Source organism: Paraburkholderia xenovorans (assembly GCF_046030735.1).
Taxonomy (GTDB): domain Bacteria; phylum Pseudomonadota; class Gammaproteobacteria; order Burkholderiales; family Burkholderiaceae; genus Paraburkholderia; species Paraburkholderia xenovorans_A.
This window is the reverse complement of sequence record NZ_JAQQBV010000023.1, coordinates 1-17,512: the sequence shown is the minus strand read 5'-3', so window position 1 is coordinate 17,512 and position 17,512 is coordinate 1. Positions and strand designations below refer to the sequence as shown.

The window sequence follows — 17,512 nt, the reverse complement described above, 5'->3', positions numbered from 1 at the left end:
CATGGCGATCCGGGGACTTCTATGGCTCGCGTTGCTGTTCGCAATCGCGGTGGTGCTGGCGGTGGTCGGGCGCTTCGATATGGGGCAGGTGCTGCTGATCTATCCGCCGTATCGCGTCGATATTTCGTTGAATCTGTTTGTCGTTGGGCTGGTGGTGCTGTTTATCCTGCTGTATGCGGTGTTGCGCATCGTGCGGAATATCTGGCGTATGCCGCAGCGTGTCGCGGCTTATCGGGCGCGCTCGCGCGTGGCGAAGGCGCATGCTGCTTTGCGTGATGCGATCGGCAATCTGTACGCGGGGCGGTTTTCGCGGGCGGAGAAGGCCGCGAAGGATGCACTGGCGAATGGGGATAACAAGGGCGCGGCTGGGTTGATTGCGGCGACGGCTGCGCATCGCATGCATGAGTATGCGCGGCGCGATGAATGGCTCGCGCAGATCAATGAGGCCGACTGGCAGGATGCCCGGTTGATGGCTACTGCGGATATGCGTGCCGATGGGCGCGACGCGGATGGGGCGCTTGCCGCGCTGACCGAAATGCAGTCGCAGGGCGCGAGACGGATTCACGCGCAGCAGATCACGTTGCGCGCGCAACAGCAGTTGAAGAACTGGGGTGAAGTGCTCAAGCTTGTTAAGACGCTTGAGAAGCGGGAGGCGATTCATCCGGCGGTGGCGGTGCGGTTGCGTCAACTCGCGGCTGAGAACTTGTTGCGCGATCGTCGGCATAACGCCGATGCGTTGCTTGAGTTGTGGAATTCGCTGTCGGCGACCGAGCGGCATTCGCCACGGCTTGCCGATCTTGCTGCTGAGTTGTTAGTGGCGCTGAATCGGCCGCAGGATGCGCGGAAGATCGTCGAGGAAGCGCTGGCGCAGAATTGGGATGCGCGGTTGTTGCGGCGGTATCCGGATACGACTGCGGGCGATGCGCTGCCGTTGATTCAGAAGGCCGAGGCCTGGCAGAAGGATCGGCCGGAAGATGCGGATTTGATGTTTGCGTTGGGGCGGTTGTGCCTGCATCAGCAGTTGTGGGGGAAGGCGCAGTCGTTCCTTGAGCGTGCTTTGAAGCTGGCCGATAACGAGACGCTGAAGATTCGCTCGCATCGCGCGCTGGCGCGCTTGCATGAGCAGCTTGGGGATAGCGATAAGGCTAGTCAGCATTATCGGGAAAGCGCGTTGGCTATGAATATTGTTTGAGGTTTTGGGCGTACTGTTCTAGGTTTTGAAATGGGTAGGCGATGGCCGCAGCGGATGCTGCGGCCGTTTTTATTTGGGCTTTCTGTTGCCTGCTATCTGATTTGATTGCTTAGTGCGGTGCAGTGGGCTGTTGCTGCATGGCGGCCTGGGTCAATGTCAGCGTGCTTTTCGTGGACGGCTTTTTGCGGAGCGAAGCATTGGCTTTTTCGGCGGAGGCTTTTGATTTCTGCGATGCCTCAGCCAGCAAATTCGCCGCATGCTGCGCGGTGATGCGGCTGCGCGGGACGCCCTTCGCGTCCAGTGCAATCACCTGGAATAACTCGCGGTCGCATTCGAGTTCCTGCTGATACTGATCGGCCGTGTCCACCAGTAGTTCGAGTAGCGTCTGGTGCCGCTTTCTCTCGTCACGCGTAAGCGCAGGATTTCTAACTATCGATGACGCAAGCGTGATCAATGTGTCCAGTTGACTCACCTGCCGGTCGCATAAATCGAACGCGGAGAGGGCTAGTTTTTCATACTGGAGTGCGTCGACTGGCGGACGCGATGCCGGTTGAATTTTGACGGACTTGGGCATGATGCGATCTCCCTGGGGATGCTTTGGATCGCCCGGACTCGCGCCTTTGGGGGAGGGGTGAGCGGGCACGTGACGGGGTTAGCAGACCGGCGTCGAAACCAAAACCGGCGAGCCTTGCGGCTCCCCCACCACAGCCCGCCCATAGAAATATAGACGTGCAGAGGCAGACGCACGACCTGCCTCGGCAGGCGTGCGGGTTTCGACGTGCAGGCTGCTAAACCTGGTCGCTGGGTGTTTCCCGACGACTTGGTAATTATAAGGGAGGGGCTGTCTCGGATTTAGTCTTTGGGGATAAATGTTTCGGGGAGCTGAAGGGATAGGGGCGAATCTGGCGGGAGGACGGTTGGGCGACATTTGCCGATCTCAGACGCAAATTGAATCGCAACTGATGGGCCGCTGTGATCTTTGATGTTGACTTAGATCGCTGTTTCGCAAGTGGTCACTCTCTGAAAACGTGAAGGACCGAAGTCGACCCCGAGCGGACTTTCGGCAAACTTGGGACCGGACGACCGAAGTCGGGCCGTCATTGCCCTTCGCGAATGCGCTGTCTGGACGCGGGCGCCGCCGCGCGGCTATCCTTGTGACATTATCAAGAGGTAACCGCGTTCTATCTTGCTGCTTGCCTAAGCGGTCGAAACCGTTGCCCTTTATCCCGATAGCCAATTTCTCGGAAAAGCTTGATCCTCTACGAAGTTAGCAACGCGAGAATATCCACTGAGCATGCAGGGAAGATTTAGACGTTACTGAGAGGGCATATCGATGACATTTTCACGTAGAGATTTTCACCGCACGAGCATGGTCATGGTGGCCGGGATCGTTGCCACCGGTAAAGTCTCCGAGGTGGTAGCCGAAGAATCGCCAACGCCTGTCGCCACCAGGGCCGGTAGCGGGATGCAACCGCTCGGTGGGCAGCCACCTGCCGGCTCGGCTCCATCGGTTAAAGATTTCGAGTATCAGATCAAGTATCAGCGGGCGTTCGAAGCGGTTCTGTGGAACATGCCCGCCATCGCCATCTACAGTTTTCGCCGGGCCGCCTTCGACAATCTGGGCGTCAGGGACAACGACATCATCTCCTATTCAGCGCCGGCCACGCCCAGGCTCGAAGCAATCACGGCAAATAGCACGACGCCGTACATCACGGCATTTACGGATCTTCGCAAAGGTCCGGTGGTACTGGAAGTGCCGGCCGCCAGTTCCGAAGGCAGCGTATACGGGCAGGTCGTCGACGCCTGGCAATTTACGATCGCCGATGTCGGGCCTTCGGGACTCGACAAAGGCAAAGGCGCGAAGTTTCTCTTCACGGCGCCGGGCTATAAGGGCACCGTTCCGAAGGGCTATCTCCACGTCGCGTCGCCGAACTTCCGGATTGCGCTCGCATTCCGTTCCGTTCGCGCACCCGGCAAGACCGCGACCGATGCTTATCACTATGCCCGACGGTTGCGGATGTATTACCTGTCGGAAGCCACCAATCCGCCGAAGCAGCGTTTTCTCGATCCCATCGACGAGCGCTACCCCACGCTACCGTTTTTCGACGAACGTCATTTCGACGACATGTACGAGATCATGAGCGTCGAGCCCGTGAACCCTTACGACAAGGTCATGATGGGCATGCTCACGTCGCTCGGGATCGAGAAAGGCAAACCATTCGCGCCGGATGATAAGACGAAGAAGGCCATGCGCCAGGCGGCGATCGATGCGTGGTTTTATTTGCAGTACTGGTACGACCATTTCCCGCGGGAAAAACTGTTCTGGTCGGATCGGCACTATGCGTCACTGCTTCAGGCGGATTCGAACAAGCGGTTCACCTTCGTTTACGACGACAGGATCGATCTGATCAACCGCGCGGCCGAATATTTCTGGTGCACCTACATGCCGCGGGTTCTGACCGACGATCCCGCCACGCAGTATCTGATGGCGCTGGCGGACAACAACGGCAATCTGCTCGAGGCGGGCAAACTCTACAAGCTCGACGTGCCGGCGCAGATGCCGGTCAAGCAGTTCTGGGCGTTGACGGTTTACGATCGGGCCACCAACGCATTTATCTATAGCGATTCGAACCGCACAACGCTCTCTTCATATGATCTCGACTCCATGAAGAAGAATGCGGACGGCAGCGTCACGCTCTATGTCGGCCCACAGGCCCCCGAGGGACTCGCGGCCAACTGGATACCGACCGCGGGGAGGCGTCCGTTACCTGCCATGCGTCTTTACGGTCCAACCGAAGCGCTGAACAACAAAACGTTCAAACTGCCCGACTTCCAACCTGTCTGACGCATCCGGAATGGGCCAGACCTTCGTCGCGAACGTATTGCGAAGAGCGTCGACACTGATAGCCGGTCATGCCGGAGGTCGGACCCTTCCACGCCACAGCAAGACTGCACTTTACGATTTTGCCAAAGTCAAAGGAGTACAGCCGTGAATACATCGCAATCCGTCGTTACCAGGAATTTTGCGGGCGCGCTGGTCGCGCTTGCCGTTGCGGGTTATTGCGCTCAGGCATTCCCTCAATCCCAGCAGCCAACACCGAATCAAGCTCTTGCCGCAAGCCACGACGCGCTGGCGAACGCGCCGTTTTCCGGAGACTTTCCCACCCATGAATCGGCCGAACTGCTTCGGGACGAACTATATTTTCAGCGCGCGGTACAGGTCTATTTATGGGCGCTGCCTGCCATCAATATGTTCGCAATGAAGGAAGGTTCGGAGAAAATCTACGGGGCCGGATACAACGTGTTGCCGGTCTGGAAAGAACGCCTTAATGCACAGACACAAGTCACCACACCGAACTCCGATTGTCTTTACGCGATGGCGTACGTCAACCTGGCGAAAGACGGGCCGATCGTAGTCGAAGTGCCTCCTCAGAATCAGGGCATCCTGGACGACTTCTATCAGCGGCCGCTCTCGGGCCCGACGATAGGCGGGAAAACCTATACGGGCGACTTTGGATTTGCCGGGCCTGACGGCGGCAAGGGCGGCAAGTACCTGATCGTCCCGTGGAACTACAAAGGAGCCGCACCGAAAGGCTATTACCTTTACCGTTCCCGAACCAACAATGTATTCGTGTTTTACCGCGGTTTTTTTACCGACCCCAAAGATCTCAAACCCGCTAACGCCCTGATCGCTGGCACACGCATTTATCCCTACGGCAAAAAGGATTCTGCCGAGCCGATGCGGTTTCCCGATGGATCGGCCACGCCGGCCAATATGCTATTCCCGCATGACGGCAGCTATTTCGATATGCTCGCCCGTTTCGTCGATCAGGAAACAGTCGACCCAGCGGATATGGACTGGCGCGGCATGATGGCGGCGATCGGTATCGAGAAAGGCAAGCCGTTCCAGCCCACACCCCGGCAGCGCGAGTTGCTGGACAAGGCGGCGAAAACCGCGTTCGGAATGAGCAAGGTCGAAATCTATAACGGACTGGTGGACCAGCCCGAGGCCAAATACTATCCAGACCGGCAATGGGTCAACGTCTTCGCCGGCCAGAACCCGTTGTTTCAGGCAAGCGGATCATTCACCAATCTGGCTCAGCGAGATGCGTACTTCACGACTGCCTACGCGACGAGTCCCGGAATGGTCGTAGACCTCGTCGAAAAGGGCGCGAAATATCCGTCGACCTGGCGCGATGCCGACGGTAACTTTCTGGAGGGCGGTAGCAGCTATCAACTTCACTTGCCACGCGATATTCCTGCTGCCAATTTCTGGTCGGTCACGGTCTATGATTCGATCACCGCTTCGGGACTGCAGAACGGCCAACCGCTACCTTCCTTGAATTCGATGGACAAACCGGTACAAAACGCCGATGGCACGTACGATCTTTACTTTGGCCCGAGCGCACCGGCCGGTAAGGAGCTCAACTGGGTGAGGACGGTTCCGGGCAAGGGCTATTTCATCATTCTGCGTCTGTATAGTCCCAAGGAGGCGTTCTTCAAGAAGACCTGGAAGCCCGACGACCTTAAGCGCATTGCGCAATAGAGAAGCAGAGGTTGCGGACGCGGCCGTTCACTTCGAACTGGGTGACCGGCCGCGTCCGTAGTTAAAGCCGACGTTCAAATGACTAGCAGGCCGCACATTCGAACGACCGAATTTGGCCGCACCGAGCCTCCGACCCGACGTGTACTATGGCCATTCTCAGGCACGGAGGTGGTTCATGAGAAAAAGCTTTCAGGTCCCTTCGGGGCGAGCGACGCTGGCAGGGGAAATCGTTGGACGTGGAGAGCCGATAGTTTTTTTGCACGCGCGTGTCGCGGACCGCCGCATGTGGGACCACCCGATCCGCACGATAGGTGCGACCCACCAGGCGATAGCCTATGATCGACGCGGATTTGGGGAAACTCGCGCGCGAGCGGAGGATCATTCGTCAGTCGACGACCTGATCACCGTTTTGGCGTCGGTGGCAGAGGAACGCCCCGCAATACTCGTGGCCTGCTCTCAGGGCGGGGGGATAGCACTGGATGCAGCTCTTCGATATCCGTCATTCGTTCGCGGTCTCGTTCTTATCGCGCCGAATGTGACGGGTGCTCCGAAGATAACTCACCCCGCGCCGATTGCAGACCTGGTCGCCTGCTTGGCGCAGGCGGAGTCGAGCAATGATATTGAAAAGGCCATCGAGATACGAACGACTCTCTGGCTTGATGGACCGCTTCAATCTGAGGGGCGCGTGATCGGAGGAGTTCGCAAGCTGTTTTATGAAATGAATTCCGCCGCTCTCGGTTTGCCGCCAGTTGGCGCGAACACGGATCCACCGATCGCATATCGGCGGTTGAGAGAAATATCTGTCCCGACGTTGGTGATGTGCGGGAATCTCGACCTTCCGGGTATTCAGGAGCGCAGCCGTTACCTCGCGGCTAACTTATCGCGTGGGACATTCTACGAAGTGTCAGATACCGCTCACCTGCCAAGCCTTGAACGGCCGGAGGAAGTGACAAACGTGATCGCTGAATTCATTGATCAATGCAAAGGCGAGCAATAGCTGCCCCAGCGAATCTTGCGGACATGTTTCCCTAAGACGCGCCGATTGTTGACGATCTGCGATCTTAGGCCGAATGTCCCATAACGGCCGACCACCGCGCTCATGTGCCGCGCTATCGACCTACTACACTGTGACGTCCTGGGATTCGCCAGCCCCAGACCCGAAGCGAACCTTCGGCTAGTCCCCGAGCGGGCGTTCAATTTGACGGTCTAGCCGTTGAGCTCGTGGTACCAAAAGAGATTTCGACCGATAAAATCAAACGCTTCTGGCCATGAGGGCTCATGGTCTGCCTCTATGTAGAATGCTGCGCCATTAGAAAAATGAAGACAAAGGACGTGCGCATCTGTCCGTGTCACAGCGACCACGCCCTGACCAATTAATCCGACTAGCTTGTCACAGAACTCTGTTGTCCCCTGCCGAGTGAGACTTTCGCCATTTGCAACTGCGGCCCGGTTATAGACGGTGAGTCGCTCTTCCTGGAAAACAAGTTGAAAATAGTCGTGAATGAATACGACCTGCGACAGCGGTTCAAGAGGTATTAGCCTGTTGTCCATGCATTCAGCTCCCGGGTCGCAAATGTCGACAATTTACCCGACTGGCGCGACTTACGGATAATGGCCGATGCCGGCCTAATGCTCAACATGTAAGAACGGGATCGCTCTCGTTACGCGTCATGCCGAAGCTCGCCATGCGAGCGCAGTGACTGGGTGAGCCGATAACGGGTGGCATGTTGAAAGGAGGTTTTGCATGCTTTGGCGTGTCATTCGTCTGTGGGCCGGTCGAGCCTTTTTGTGCCGTCGCTCTCGTCCTAATCGGTAGCAATCTCGGCGGGATGGCCGGAGGCGTCGTAAGCGATGTCTATCAGGAAGAACTTGATGAGTTCATGCGCTGGATGACGAAATAGGGGGAAGGAATGACAACACCGTTGCTGATTGTTCTGGTCGTGCTCTTCATTGCCTCGGGCTCTGTGATGCTCGTAAGCCTGTTGGGGAGAGACCGTGGGATCAATTTTCACGACCTGGATAACGAAAGCACGGTGCCGCCTGATCGGCTTGATGTGCTGAGAAAACCATGGGTCTTCTATACGGCGACTGTCGTGCTGCTGGGCACGGCCGCAGTGTATCTGTGGTGGAAGGCGCACCTATCTGATTGAAGCCGGTTGCCTCCTCACGTCCATCCGAAATAAGCACATACCGCCGGCACCGTCACCAGGCACGCGAGGAGCCCAGTCCCAGGACGATGAACTTGCGCCTTACGCCAACGCCTGAAATTCAGGCTCACTACACGACCCACAAGCCTACAAAAGGATGACGTTTTTTAAGGGTTATACGACCTTTGCGCCATCCATCCCAAGTTCCATAATTTGCCCACGAAATCAAACCGAGCCACAAGCGCAAACCCAATCGCGCATTGAACTTCCGTCTTGATCAATCACAAAGCAAAGGAAAGGAACAGAAGATGAGGCTAAAAAACAAGTCAGCTTTAATCACAGGCGGCACGAGTGGCATCGGTCTCGCAACCGCGAAGCTCTTCATCGCAGAAGGCGCTCGAGTAGCAGTCACCGGCCGCGACGTCACCGCATTTGAGCGAGTGCAGGCGGAGCTAGGAGAGAACGCGCTTGTTCTCAAAGGCGACGTCCGTTCAATCAAGGACATGCAGGCGATTGCCACCGAAGTGAAAGAGAAGTTCGGCGGTTTGGATATCGTGTTCGCCAACGCAGGTCGAGCTTTCCCATCCCCACTCAACGACATCGACGAAGATCTCTACAACGAGATCATGGACATCAACGTCAAGGGCGTGGTGCTCACGCTTCAAGCTGTGCTGCCTGACTTGCGAGAGGGCGCTTCAGTCATTCTCAATACATCGTTCGTTGCGCAGACCGGCAAGCATGGCATCTCGTTGACCGCGGCAGCAAAGGCAGCGGTGCGATCACTGGCCCGCAGTTGGTCCTACGAATTTCTCGACCGCAAAATCCGCTTTAACGCGATCGCACCCGGCGCGATCGACACGCCCTTGATCAGCAAGTGGGGCATGTCCGCCGAGTGGGTTCGCGACCGCAAGGCCGAATTCGCCCAGGCTATTCCAGTGGGTCACATGGGCCACGCCGAGGACATTGCCTACGCGGCGCTCTATCTCGCTAGCGACGAATCCTCTTACGTCGTCGGCACCGAACTGGTCGTCGATGGCGGCGCCTCGCAACTTTAAGGCTTCGGTTCCCGATTTCGAAGACCCACACGTCTCCGGCTCATCCCCATCCTGATCACTCACCCGCCACGCTTTTCGTGGTGGCGGTTCTTCAATCCGGCCTACCCTGGATGCGCTCGCAGAGGGGCGCCGAAGTACAAGGAAATATTATCTTGACCGACAACAGCGAAAACAACGCCTCCGGCGAGCGACTGATCAGCGCGCGCCAGTCCCGCCGCGATCTTCTCAAGTTTGGAAGCGTCACTGCGCTCGGCGCCATCCTGGGAGGTGCAGGCCTGCTTGGCCGCGCCACTCCTGTTCTTGCGCAGGCAGGCAGCGCGCCGGAACTGGCTCCGAATGATCCGCTCAATATTTTGATCGTCAATTACGACGGCGGGACGCTTCTCGATTTCGCCGGCCCCAGCGAGATTTTTCACCGGCTGCCGAATACGAACGTTCGCTATGCGAGCCTCAATGGGGGTAGCGTGACCCTCGAATTTGGAGTCGTGTATGGCAAGACTGAACGACTGGCCGATATTGAGAAGACAGATCTGATTCTGGTCCCCGGCGGGTCGGATTTGTCGGCGCCGATGCGCCCGGAGTATCAAGCGCAGATCCGGCGTCTAGCCGATAGCGCCAAACACGTTACGTCGGTTTGCAACGGATCGCTCGTGCTCGCCGCAACGGGCGTTCTCAAGGGTAAGCGAAGCGCCTGCCATTGGGCCTTCGTCAACAAGCTGTCTGAATATGGCGCCATCCCTGTTCCAGATCGTTTCGTAGAAGACGACAACGGCCGGTTCATGAGCGGCGGTGGCGTGACGGCGGGCATCGATTTCGCACTGCGCGTTGCCGCGAAGCTGCGCGGTCAACAGGCCGCCGAATTCACGCAACTCGCGATCGAATATGATCCCGCGCCGCCATTCCATTCAGGTCATCCCAGAGACGCGCGGCCTGAAGTCGTCGCGATGGTCGACAAGGAACTGCCCGGCGCATCCAAGGGGCTCGCCCGAATCCCTGGCGTTCGCTGAAATACGTGCAGGCGATGTGCGCGAGGCCACACCGCTAGCCTCGATGAAGGCCGCAACCGACATTCTCCGCGCCACCAACCCAATCGGCGCGCGCTCTCCAATTCAAATCAAAATCGGAACTCATTCAATGCGACAAACTCGTCTTTGTGCTGCTGCTCTTGCAGCCTGCCTCTCTATTTTCGCTTTTACGGCATCTGCAACTGCCAATGCAAGCGGCCCCCAGCGTCCGCCCGAAGCGGCAATCAAAGCCGAAAACGCTCGATGGTCGGAAGCCTTCGCGCGAGGTGATTATGAAGCGATAGGTCGCCTCTATACGAAAGACGGCGCACTTTTACCGCCTGGGGGCGAGCGGGTCACCGGACCCAGCGCGATCGTGGAATACTTCTCCAAAGCTTATTCAGGATCTAAACCTGACACCGTATCCTTCAGCAATTACGAGTTCTACGGTAATGATCAGATCGTGACCGAAGTTTCGGATGCAGAGATCCGTGATCAAAGTGGACAGCTAAAAGTTCGCGCCAAACAGATCCTCATCTTCCTGAAGCAGGGCGGCGCCTGGAAGCTTCATCGCGACATCTGGAATAGTTACGCCCCCTGAAATCTGACACTCGTTAGGTATCCGGCGAAAGTCTCCTGGGCGGCGGGGCTGAAAGCAGTAATCAGCGCTCGCCGTTCAATCTGCTCTCGCGCCGGATCGATTGCGGAGGATGTCCGTGCAGTTTGACGAAAGCCCTCCGCATCCGCTCCGGATCGGTGAATCCCACAGCCAGAGCAATTTGTTCGATTGGTTCGCTCCCATCCTGTAGACGCAGCCGCGCAGCTTCAACCCGCAAGCGCTCGACCGCCTTAGCAGGCGTTTCACCCGTTTCGCGGCGAAATGCGCGGCCGAATTGTCGCAGGCTTAAGCTTGCGGCATCGGCGAGTCGCTCGACAGGCAGCGCTTCAGTCAGATGCTCTCTGGCAAAATTCAGCGCGATGCGGATACGATCCGACTCCGGCTCCATTTGCGACATAGCGGAGAATTGGGACTGACCTCCAGGCCGGCGATACGGAACGACCAGATATCTTGCGACGGAGCGCGCAATTTCTGCGCCCATATCTCTTTCAATCATCGCGAGTGCCAGGTCTATTCCGGCGGCGATGCCAGCCGACGTCCAAATGCAGCCTTCCTCGATATAGATACTATCGCCCTCGACCTTGATGTGAGGGAAGCCCGACTGCAATTGAGCTGCGTACCGCCAGTGCGTGGTTGCTCTCAAGCCGTCCAGCAAGCCGGTTTCCGCGAGCAGAAATGCTCCGGTGCACACGCTAGCCACTCGTGAGGCTTTGGAGGCCACTTTCCTGGCAGCGGCGATGTTCTCCGCTGTCTGCATTGGCTCGATATCACCGCCTATGAATATGACAGTGTCAAACGCGCGCCTTGCGCTCGCCTTTGTCTCGATCGGCAGACCCGCATTGCCGGGAATCGGTCCTCCGGGCTGCGAGATGACGTGAAGATCATAGGGGGTGTGGCCGGCGGCTGTGGCCACCTGATTAAAAGCCGAAAGCGGGCCGGCAAGATCAAGCGCGTCGTGGCCACGGCAAACAAAGAATCCAATTCGATGCATGACGGAGTAGCTAACCGAGAATCCTTGGATGACGTATTTTACGGGTAACCCTTAAATAGCGCCATCTGAGATTTTCCGGTTTGTTGTGACCGGTCGGTCGACGTGCCGCTGTAATCAAACACTGCCTGTCGTCGATCGGTGGTGCGCGGCTCGGATCGAAAATATCATGTTCACTCCAGAGTTTGTGGAGCACTACGACGTGCGTGGACAAAAAGTTGAGGACGATCTGGAGAGGCACCTGGAGCAGGCGCTCGGCGACATCTCCAGGATTCGGGTGAAGCGATCATGAGCCTTCAACTTATAACTCGTGATATATCCCTGAGCGATGTTGAGCGCAGCCTTGATCTATTCGAGGGCAGAGCCGAAATATTCTCGGTCGACAGCGAGCATGTCCGGATTTCTATTCCGCCCCGATTGCTAGACACCGTCGGAGAGGAAATGGTTGGGGAGGTCTCTGAAAACGTGAAGGACCGAAGTCGACCCACCGCTGCCCTTCGTGCGTTTTCGTCCAACGTCACATCATGCTCAAAAGCGGTCGCTGCAGGAGGGTGTGTCGAAGAGATGGCGCTTCAGCCAAAACGTTGGGTCCAACACCGGCCGGTCGCGGAAAAAAGCACGCCGTGAACCAAGCTGCGCCGGTTCGCGCCCCAATTCCGACTTCTGACATTGCGAATCGCCACCCGGGACAATCTCCTAGAAAAAGATGCAGGCAACGAAAAAACTGTCCTATGTTTACAAACTGTGAGCGTTTGGAAGGTGTTTTAAACACCTTGTTTTGCCGGTCATTTTTACTTTTTGAGGCGCGGCAACATGATCGTTCGGTCAATACGGCGTTAAAGCCGCGGGATTCCGGTGAGCCACTCTCACAGGCCATCGAGCGTCAGCTCTTCTAATTTCGGAGGTGTGCATGTCCCAATCGGATGATGCGGCAAAGGCTGGAGCACGTCGGGCATTCCTGAAAAACGTCGCAGTTGTCAGCGTAGCGAGCGGATTTTCCGGCTCAGTTGGCGAAACGCTCGCGCAAACCGGCTCGACAAACTCAACCGGTCCGGCCTCAAAGCCCGCGTCGCCCTCAACCATTGCATTTAACAAGCAATACGCGGACTTTCTTTCGTTCGCTGACGCTCAGGATTTCGAAGACGCGAAGCGCGGCCTGATTGCCACACTCCCGGAGCCGGTCATCATCAAGGGGCAAGGCGAATTTCCTGCGTGGGACCTTCAGCAGTTCGCGTTCGTAAGCGGCGGCCCGGAAAACAACGCTCCCTCGACAGTGAATCCGAGCCTTTGGCGTAACGCCAAACTGAACATGAATCACGGTCTTTACGCCGTAGTAGACGGCATCTGGCAGGTGCGCGGCTACGACCTCTCCGTGATGAGCATTATTCGTGGAGATCACGGCTATATCGTCGTCGATCCTTTCATTACGACCGAAGTTGCCTCGACGGTGTGGAAGCAGCTGGTCATCCCTCACCTTGGCGACAAGCCGATTACTCACGTCATCTATACTCACAGCCATGTCGACCACTATGGCGGTGTGCGAGGTCTCGTCAGTGACGACGATCTGAAGTCGGGCAAGGTGCAGATTGTGGCGCCCGTCGGTTTTACTGAAGCTGCCGTCGGCGAGAACATCATCGCCGGCAATGCGATGGGACGTCGCGCCAGCTACATGTATGGCTCACTGCTACCGCGAAGCCCCACAGGCATTGTCGATGGCGGTCTGGGGAAGACGACTTCGGTCGGTACCATCACGCTGGCCGTCCCCTCCATCTTTGCCGAGAAAACCGGCCAGAAACTGACGCTCGACGGCGTAGACATTCAGGTTCTGATGGCGCCGGAATCGGAGGCGCCTTCAGAGTTCATGTTTTATCTGCCGAAGTTCAAGGCATTCTGCGCGGCGGAAGACGCCACGCATACGCTGCACAATCTCTACACGTTACGAGGCGCAAAGGTTCGTGACGCGCTGCTCTGGTCCAAGTACCTGCAAACGGCGCTCGATCTGCATGGCGACGATATGCAGGTCATCTTTGCGTCGCATTACTGGCCCACCTGGGGCAACGACCGAATCAATGCATTCCTGCGAGCCCAGCGTGACATGTATCGCTATCTGCACGACCAGGTCATGCGCATGGCCAACCTCGGCCAGACGCCGCTCGAAATCGGTGAGGCCATCCGTTTGCCGGACAGCCTTGCGAAGCACTGGTATTGCCGGAGCTACTATGGCACGGTCTACCACGACGCCGTCGCGCAGTACAACCTGCGCCTTGGGTTCTTTGACGGCGTCCCCGCTAATCTGCACCGCTTGCAGCCAACCGACAGCGGCAAACGGTATGTCGAGTACATGGGTGGGGCGGCTGCCGTTCTGCGAAGAGCACACGATTCGTATAACCAGGGTGACTACCGATGGGTGGCGGAAGTCGTAAACCATGTGGTATTCGCGGACCCGCAAAACACAGCCGCTAAGCAACTGCTGGCGGACGCTTATGAACAGCTAGGCTACCAGTCGGAGTCTGCGCCATGGCGCAACTTCTATCTCACGGGAGCCATGGAACTGCGCAACGGCGTCAGGAAGGGACAGGCACCTGCGCCACAGAGCCCGGATACCATTCAGGCCATGCCGCTCGACATGTTCCTCGACTACCTGGGTATCAGGCTTAACGCTGACCGCGCGAACGGAAAAACGGCGTCGTTCAATCTCGTGCTGACCGATACAAAGGAAAGCTGCGTGCTGGGCGTCGAAAACAGCGCGTTGCACTATTCGAAGGACAGAACCTCAAAGTCATCGGACGCGACGGTCACCATGACCCGCGCGGACCTCAACAGCATCATGATGGGACGAACCAACATGCAGAAGCTGGTGATGGCGGGCAGTGCCAAAATCGACGGCAATAGCCAGAAGCTTGGCGAGTTTGTGTCCTGGCTCGACAACTTCGATTTCTGGTTCAACATTGTCACTCCTTGAGGTCGAACCATGTGTGCCATCTGCAACTTCAAGATTGATTTCGGCGTTGGCCATCCCCTTGCGCTGACAGTCGCGGTAGCGACCCGAAAGGCGATTGATTCCGGACTTGTCGAGCCGATTGATGCCACGGAAGGCGCGCTCTCTTCGGCACGAATGCGCATGTCCGCCGTCGAAGCGTTGAACCTGCTTCAGGCACGTATCGAAGGGACTCACAGTGAAGACGCGCTCCTGGCGATCCCGGACTTTTATGTGCTGCTTATCGAGAATGACACGTGGGGGTTCTTTCATGCGACCACGAATGGCTTCGACCCGGACGTTGTCCCAGAAATGCCTAACGTGATGGCCACCGATGAAGCGAAACGCAGCAATATCCTCATCGTGTCCGAGGCCGGCCTGCGAGCGTGGTTGGACCAACGCTTCGATATTGAGCTGGCTTTGCGCGAATCGCTGTTCATGATCGACATGTCTGCACGTTCGACCGAGTCGCTATTGCAAATGCTCGCGAGTGTGCAGTCGACCGTCACCGGCGATTGCTGACGTATCTTGTGCGTGCGGGTCGATCAGGGCGGCCAGCCAGGGAGCGCATCATGGGTACGCTGACGGACAGGATCAAGCATGAATTCATGAAAGCACTTCCGCCGACGATCTTCTTTTTCATCATTCTTCACATCGTTGCGATTGTCAGGGCGCTCATGATCCGAGGTTCGGGCATCTCGTTGCCTACGTCGACGTCGGTGCTCATCGCGTCGTTGATATTGGGCAAATCCGTTCTGGTTGCAGACATGTTGCCGTTCATCAATCGCTTTCCCGACTAGCCGCTTGTATGGAACGTCGGCTGGAAGACGCTGATGTATGCGACCGTCGCCCTCATCGTTCATTACCTTGAGCGGCTCTATGACTACTGGAAAGAAGCGCATGGTCTAATCGCGGCCAATGCGCAACTCTGGGCCGATGTCAGTTGGCCCCGCTTCTGGGCCGTCCAGATCGTGCTCGCAACGCTGATCTTTATGTATTGCTTCATCGCTGAACTTGCGCGGGTGATCGGCCGAAAAACGCTGAGCGCGATTTTCTTCGGGCCGATGCCTAAACGGCCCGGATGAACGAACTTGTGTGAACCGCCCGGGGAGAGCCGCTAGCACGTCGCATCAAAAAGCTTTGGCTGTGGACGATCCTAACAGGGAGATCTCAATGGCAGCGTTCGTAGACCACCCGGCGATTCTTTTTTTTGTGCTCCTCGTCTTGTTGATTACCGCGGTCGCGTTTGGGGTATTCGTGCTGCGGCGCGTTGCTCCATTGCGTGAGGACGAACGAGACGACTTTAATGCTATTCAAGGCGCGACGCTGACGCTGTTGGCTTTATTGATCGGTTTTAGCATATCAATGGCGGTGAACCGCTACGACCAGCGAAAAAACCTTGAAGAGGCGGAAGCCAATTCGATCGGCACCCAGTATGCGAGAGCTGACTTGGCGGCCCCTCAGATCCGCGACCCGATGAAGCTGGCATTGGTTCAGTACACCCGCTTGAGGCAGAGCGAGTTTCAGACTCGCAACCCCGACGAGCGGAAACGTCTGGATGAAGAAATTTCGGCGCTTCAATCGAAACTGTGGGACCAGGCGACGCTGGTTGCCAGGACCCAGCCGACCCCAATAGGATCGCTGGTCGTGACAGGAATGAACGACGTGCTGAATTCGCAAGACTATTCCGAAGCGGCAAGGATAAATCATGTGCCGCTCGGGGTCTGGGTGCTCATGATATTGATTGCTGTTTTTGGTTGCGCGATGCAGGGCTACGGCGCGAAAGGTAAACGCCGAACAGCATTGCTTATGACCATATTGCCCGTGACGATTGCGTTGTCGCTTGCGCTCATAGCTGACATTGATAGCCCTCGCGGCGGAATTATCCATGTCCAACCGCAAAACCTGACTCGGCTCCTGCAATCTTTGGAAAAGTGACGGCAACGTTGGACGAGTAACTCATTAATCGCGACCATTGTTGAACGGCCGTTCGTCACTCAACATCCGGCGTTCGACGATAGAACTCGGACGACCGTTTGTGGCCGCACTGCGCCTCAGGACCCGCCGCGGCCGGCGCATCGCTCAGAAGTTCAGCAGAGGAGCGGACCTAGTTCAACGATGTCTGCGCTTTCAAGGGTGAAATCGAGATTTTGTTTTGGGCACAGTTCTGCATTCCCCCGGATCACGTGGATGTCGACCAACTTGTTTTCGCCGCTAACCTCGTCGACGTAGCGAAAATACTTGTCACCGAACTTCTCTTCAGCATCCTCAGCGTCAACGTGAACCGAGATCCGAACGCCAAAGTGAGACTCGTATTGAGCGAGTGCATCGCCGAGCGTCAGAGCATCGACCTTAAGCGCCAGGTCGGTATGTGGACACGGGTTTCCGGTATATGTATAGCGCGAATTTTTGGGGCCACATACGAGAGGCATCTGCTTTCCTTTTCGCTCGAAACTTGGAACTCGATGGCCGCCGACAGTTCCGGGGCGTTAGCTAGGATCAATTGTCGGCGATCTGAGCGACGACGTCGAACGTCTCATCATGGCCGTCCAGAGCCCGAAGGTGGTCGGCTTAGGAGGACCCGAAGCGGCTCATCAGTCTTGCTTTCAAGGGGCACTCATCGGGTAGCATAGTATGCGTCCGGTTAGCACTTGCGCTTCATCAAACCACTTCACCAAAGTACCAACATTCATAGCTGAACGGGCGACCGTCGTCGTCAAGGGCCTTAACAGCAATACCCAACTCGGACATGCCTGTCGGCACGTGCAACGCCCATTCACTGGATAGGTTCCGGTTCCGTATGAATTTTCTTTCACCAAAAATATTTGTACCCTCGGCAACGTGGGCTCTGAAGTAGTCCTCGTCCAGGTAGACGCATACCTCGCTCGCGAACATGTCTGGAAGGCAAATTACGCAGGTCACTCGAACCGACCTACAGTCGACGGGCTTGCGAGCGAGAAGCAGCGCCGATGCGTTGATAAGAC

General features: G+C 57.0%; 17 protein-coding genes and 1 pseudogene. 13 read left to right on the top strand and 5 right to left on the bottom strand.

Features of this window, described 5'->3' with window-relative positions; all coding sequences use genetic code 11:
- The first annotated feature begins 1 nt into the window (after position 1).
- On the top strand, positions 2 to 1,192 hold the full coding sequence (locus PQQ51_RS21985; RefSeq protein WP_408498930.1) for a heme biosynthesis protein HemY: 1,191 nt from the start codon (positions 2 to 4) through the stop codon (positions 1,190 to 1,192).
- Positions 1,193 to 1,301: 109 nt separating this feature from the next.
- On the opposite strand, the gene PQQ51_RS21980 is transcribed toward PQQ51_RS21985, so the two are convergent.
- The gene (locus tag PQQ51_RS21980) at positions 1,302 to 1,766 is read right to left on the bottom strand and encodes a hypothetical protein (RefSeq protein ID WP_408498929.1); all 465 of its coding nucleotides are present in this window, start codon (positions 1,764 to 1,766) and stop codon (positions 1,302 to 1,304) included.
- Between the two features lie 801 nt (positions 1,767 to 2,567).
- Between PQQ51_RS21980 and PQQ51_RS21975 the strand changes: the two genes are divergently transcribed.
- From PQQ51_RS21975 to PQQ51_RS21965, 3 genes are all read left to right on the top strand, one after another.
- Positions 2,568 to 4,037 carry a DUF1254 domain-containing protein gene (locus PQQ51_RS21975; protein ID WP_408498928.1) on the top strand — a complete coding sequence of 490 codons (1,470 nt, stop codon included), beginning with the start codon at positions 2,568 to 2,570 and terminating at the stop codon, positions 4,035 to 4,037.
- 144 nt (positions 4,038 to 4,181) lie between these two features.
- Positions 4,182 to 5,738 (top strand): DUF1254 domain-containing protein, encoded by a 1,557-nt coding sequence (locus PQQ51_RS21970; protein ID WP_408498927.1) that lies wholly within the window; start codon positions 4,182 to 4,184, stop codon positions 5,736 to 5,738.
- 175 nt (positions 5,739 to 5,913) lie between these two features.
- Complete coding sequence (locus PQQ51_RS21965; protein ID WP_408498926.1) at positions 5,914 to 6,735, top strand: alpha/beta fold hydrolase; 822 nt, start codon at positions 5,914 to 5,916, stop codon at positions 6,733 to 6,735.
- 209 nt (positions 6,736 to 6,944) lie between these two features.
- Here the strand turns inward: PQQ51_RS21965 and PQQ51_RS21960 are convergent, their stop codons facing one another.
- Positions 6,945 to 7,289 carry a hypothetical protein gene (locus PQQ51_RS21960; protein WP_408498925.1) on the bottom strand — a complete coding sequence of 115 codons (345 nt, stop codon included), beginning with the start codon at positions 7,287 to 7,289 and terminating at the stop codon, positions 6,945 to 6,947.
- A 359-nt stretch (positions 7,290 to 7,648) separates the two neighbouring features.
- On the opposite strand from PQQ51_RS21960, the gene PQQ51_RS21955 reads away from it, so the two are divergent.
- The 4 genes from PQQ51_RS21955 (at position 7,649) to PQQ51_RS21940 (ending at position 10,545) form a co-directional block, all read left to right on the top strand.
- A complete protein-coding gene (locus PQQ51_RS21955; RefSeq protein ID WP_408498924.1) occupies positions 7,649 to 7,888 on the top strand; it encodes a hypothetical protein in 240 nt (79 codons plus the stop codon).
- Between the two features lie 305 nt (positions 7,889 to 8,193).
- Positions 8,194 to 8,940 carry an SDR family oxidoreductase gene (locus PQQ51_RS21950; RefSeq protein ID WP_408499020.1) on the top strand — a complete coding sequence of 249 codons (747 nt, stop codon included), beginning with the start codon at positions 8,194 to 8,196 and terminating at the stop codon, positions 8,938 to 8,940.
- A 152-nt stretch (positions 8,941 to 9,092) separates the two neighbouring features.
- Complete coding sequence (locus PQQ51_RS21945) at positions 9,093 to 9,947, top strand: DJ-1/PfpI family protein (RefSeq protein ID WP_408498923.1); 855 nt, start codon at positions 9,093 to 9,095, stop codon at positions 9,945 to 9,947.
- Positions 9,948 to 10,074: 127 nt separating this feature from the next.
- Positions 10,075 to 10,545, top strand: coding sequence for a YybH family protein (locus tag PQQ51_RS21940; protein WP_408499019.1), 471 nt, complete (start codon positions 10,075 to 10,077; stop codon positions 10,543 to 10,545).
- A 61-nt stretch (positions 10,546 to 10,606) separates the two neighbouring features.
- On the opposite strand, the gene PQQ51_RS21935 is transcribed toward PQQ51_RS21940, so the two are convergent.
- Complete coding sequence (locus tag PQQ51_RS21935; protein ID WP_408498922.1) at positions 10,607 to 11,554, bottom strand: GlxA family transcriptional regulator; 948 nt, start codon at positions 11,552 to 11,554, stop codon at positions 10,607 to 10,609.
- A gap of 166 nt (positions 11,555 to 11,720) precedes the next feature.
- On the opposite strand from PQQ51_RS21935, the gene PQQ51_RS21930 reads away from it, so the two are divergent.
- The 5 genes and pseudogenes from PQQ51_RS21930 (at position 11,721) to PQQ51_RS21910 (ending at position 16,466) form a co-directional block, all read left to right on the top strand.
- Positions 11,721 to 11,843, top strand: a complete 123-nt coding sequence (locus PQQ51_RS21930; RefSeq protein WP_408498921.1) for a hypothetical protein — start codon at positions 11,721 to 11,723, stop codon at positions 11,841 to 11,843.
- A gap of 618 nt (positions 11,844 to 12,461) precedes the next feature.
- Positions 12,462 to 14,513, top strand: a complete 2,052-nt coding sequence (locus PQQ51_RS21925) for an alkyl/aryl-sulfatase (RefSeq protein WP_408498920.1) — start codon at positions 12,462 to 12,464, stop codon at positions 14,511 to 14,513.
- Positions 14,514 to 14,522: 9 nt separating this feature from the next.
- Complete coding sequence (locus tag PQQ51_RS21920) at positions 14,523 to 15,050, top strand: hypothetical protein (RefSeq protein WP_408498919.1); 528 nt, start codon at positions 14,523 to 14,525, stop codon at positions 15,048 to 15,050.
- Positions 15,051 to 15,100: 50 nt separating this feature from the next.
- Positions 15,101 to 15,613 (top strand): annotated as a pseudogene (locus PQQ51_RS21915) (hypothetical protein).
- Between the two features lie 88 nt (positions 15,614 to 15,701).
- A complete protein-coding gene (locus PQQ51_RS21910) occupies positions 15,702 to 16,466 on the top strand; it encodes a bestrophin-like domain (protein WP_408498918.1) in 765 nt (254 codons plus the stop codon).
- Between the two features lie 152 nt (positions 16,467 to 16,618).
- Here PQQ51_RS21910 and PQQ51_RS21905 read toward each other — a convergent pair whose 3' ends face one another.
- Together PQQ51_RS21905 and PQQ51_RS21900 are read right to left on the bottom strand one after the other, a co-directional pair.
- Positions 16,619 to 16,960: a PX domain-containing protein gene (locus PQQ51_RS21905; protein ID WP_408498917.1), complete on the bottom strand. Its 342-nt coding sequence runs from the start codon at positions 16,958 to 16,960 to the stop codon at positions 16,619 to 16,621.
- Positions 16,961 to 17,189: 229 nt separating this feature from the next.
- On the bottom strand, positions 17,190 to 17,512 hold a 323-nt coding region (locus PQQ51_RS21900; protein WP_408498916.1), incomplete at its 5' end, for a DUF3916 domain-containing protein.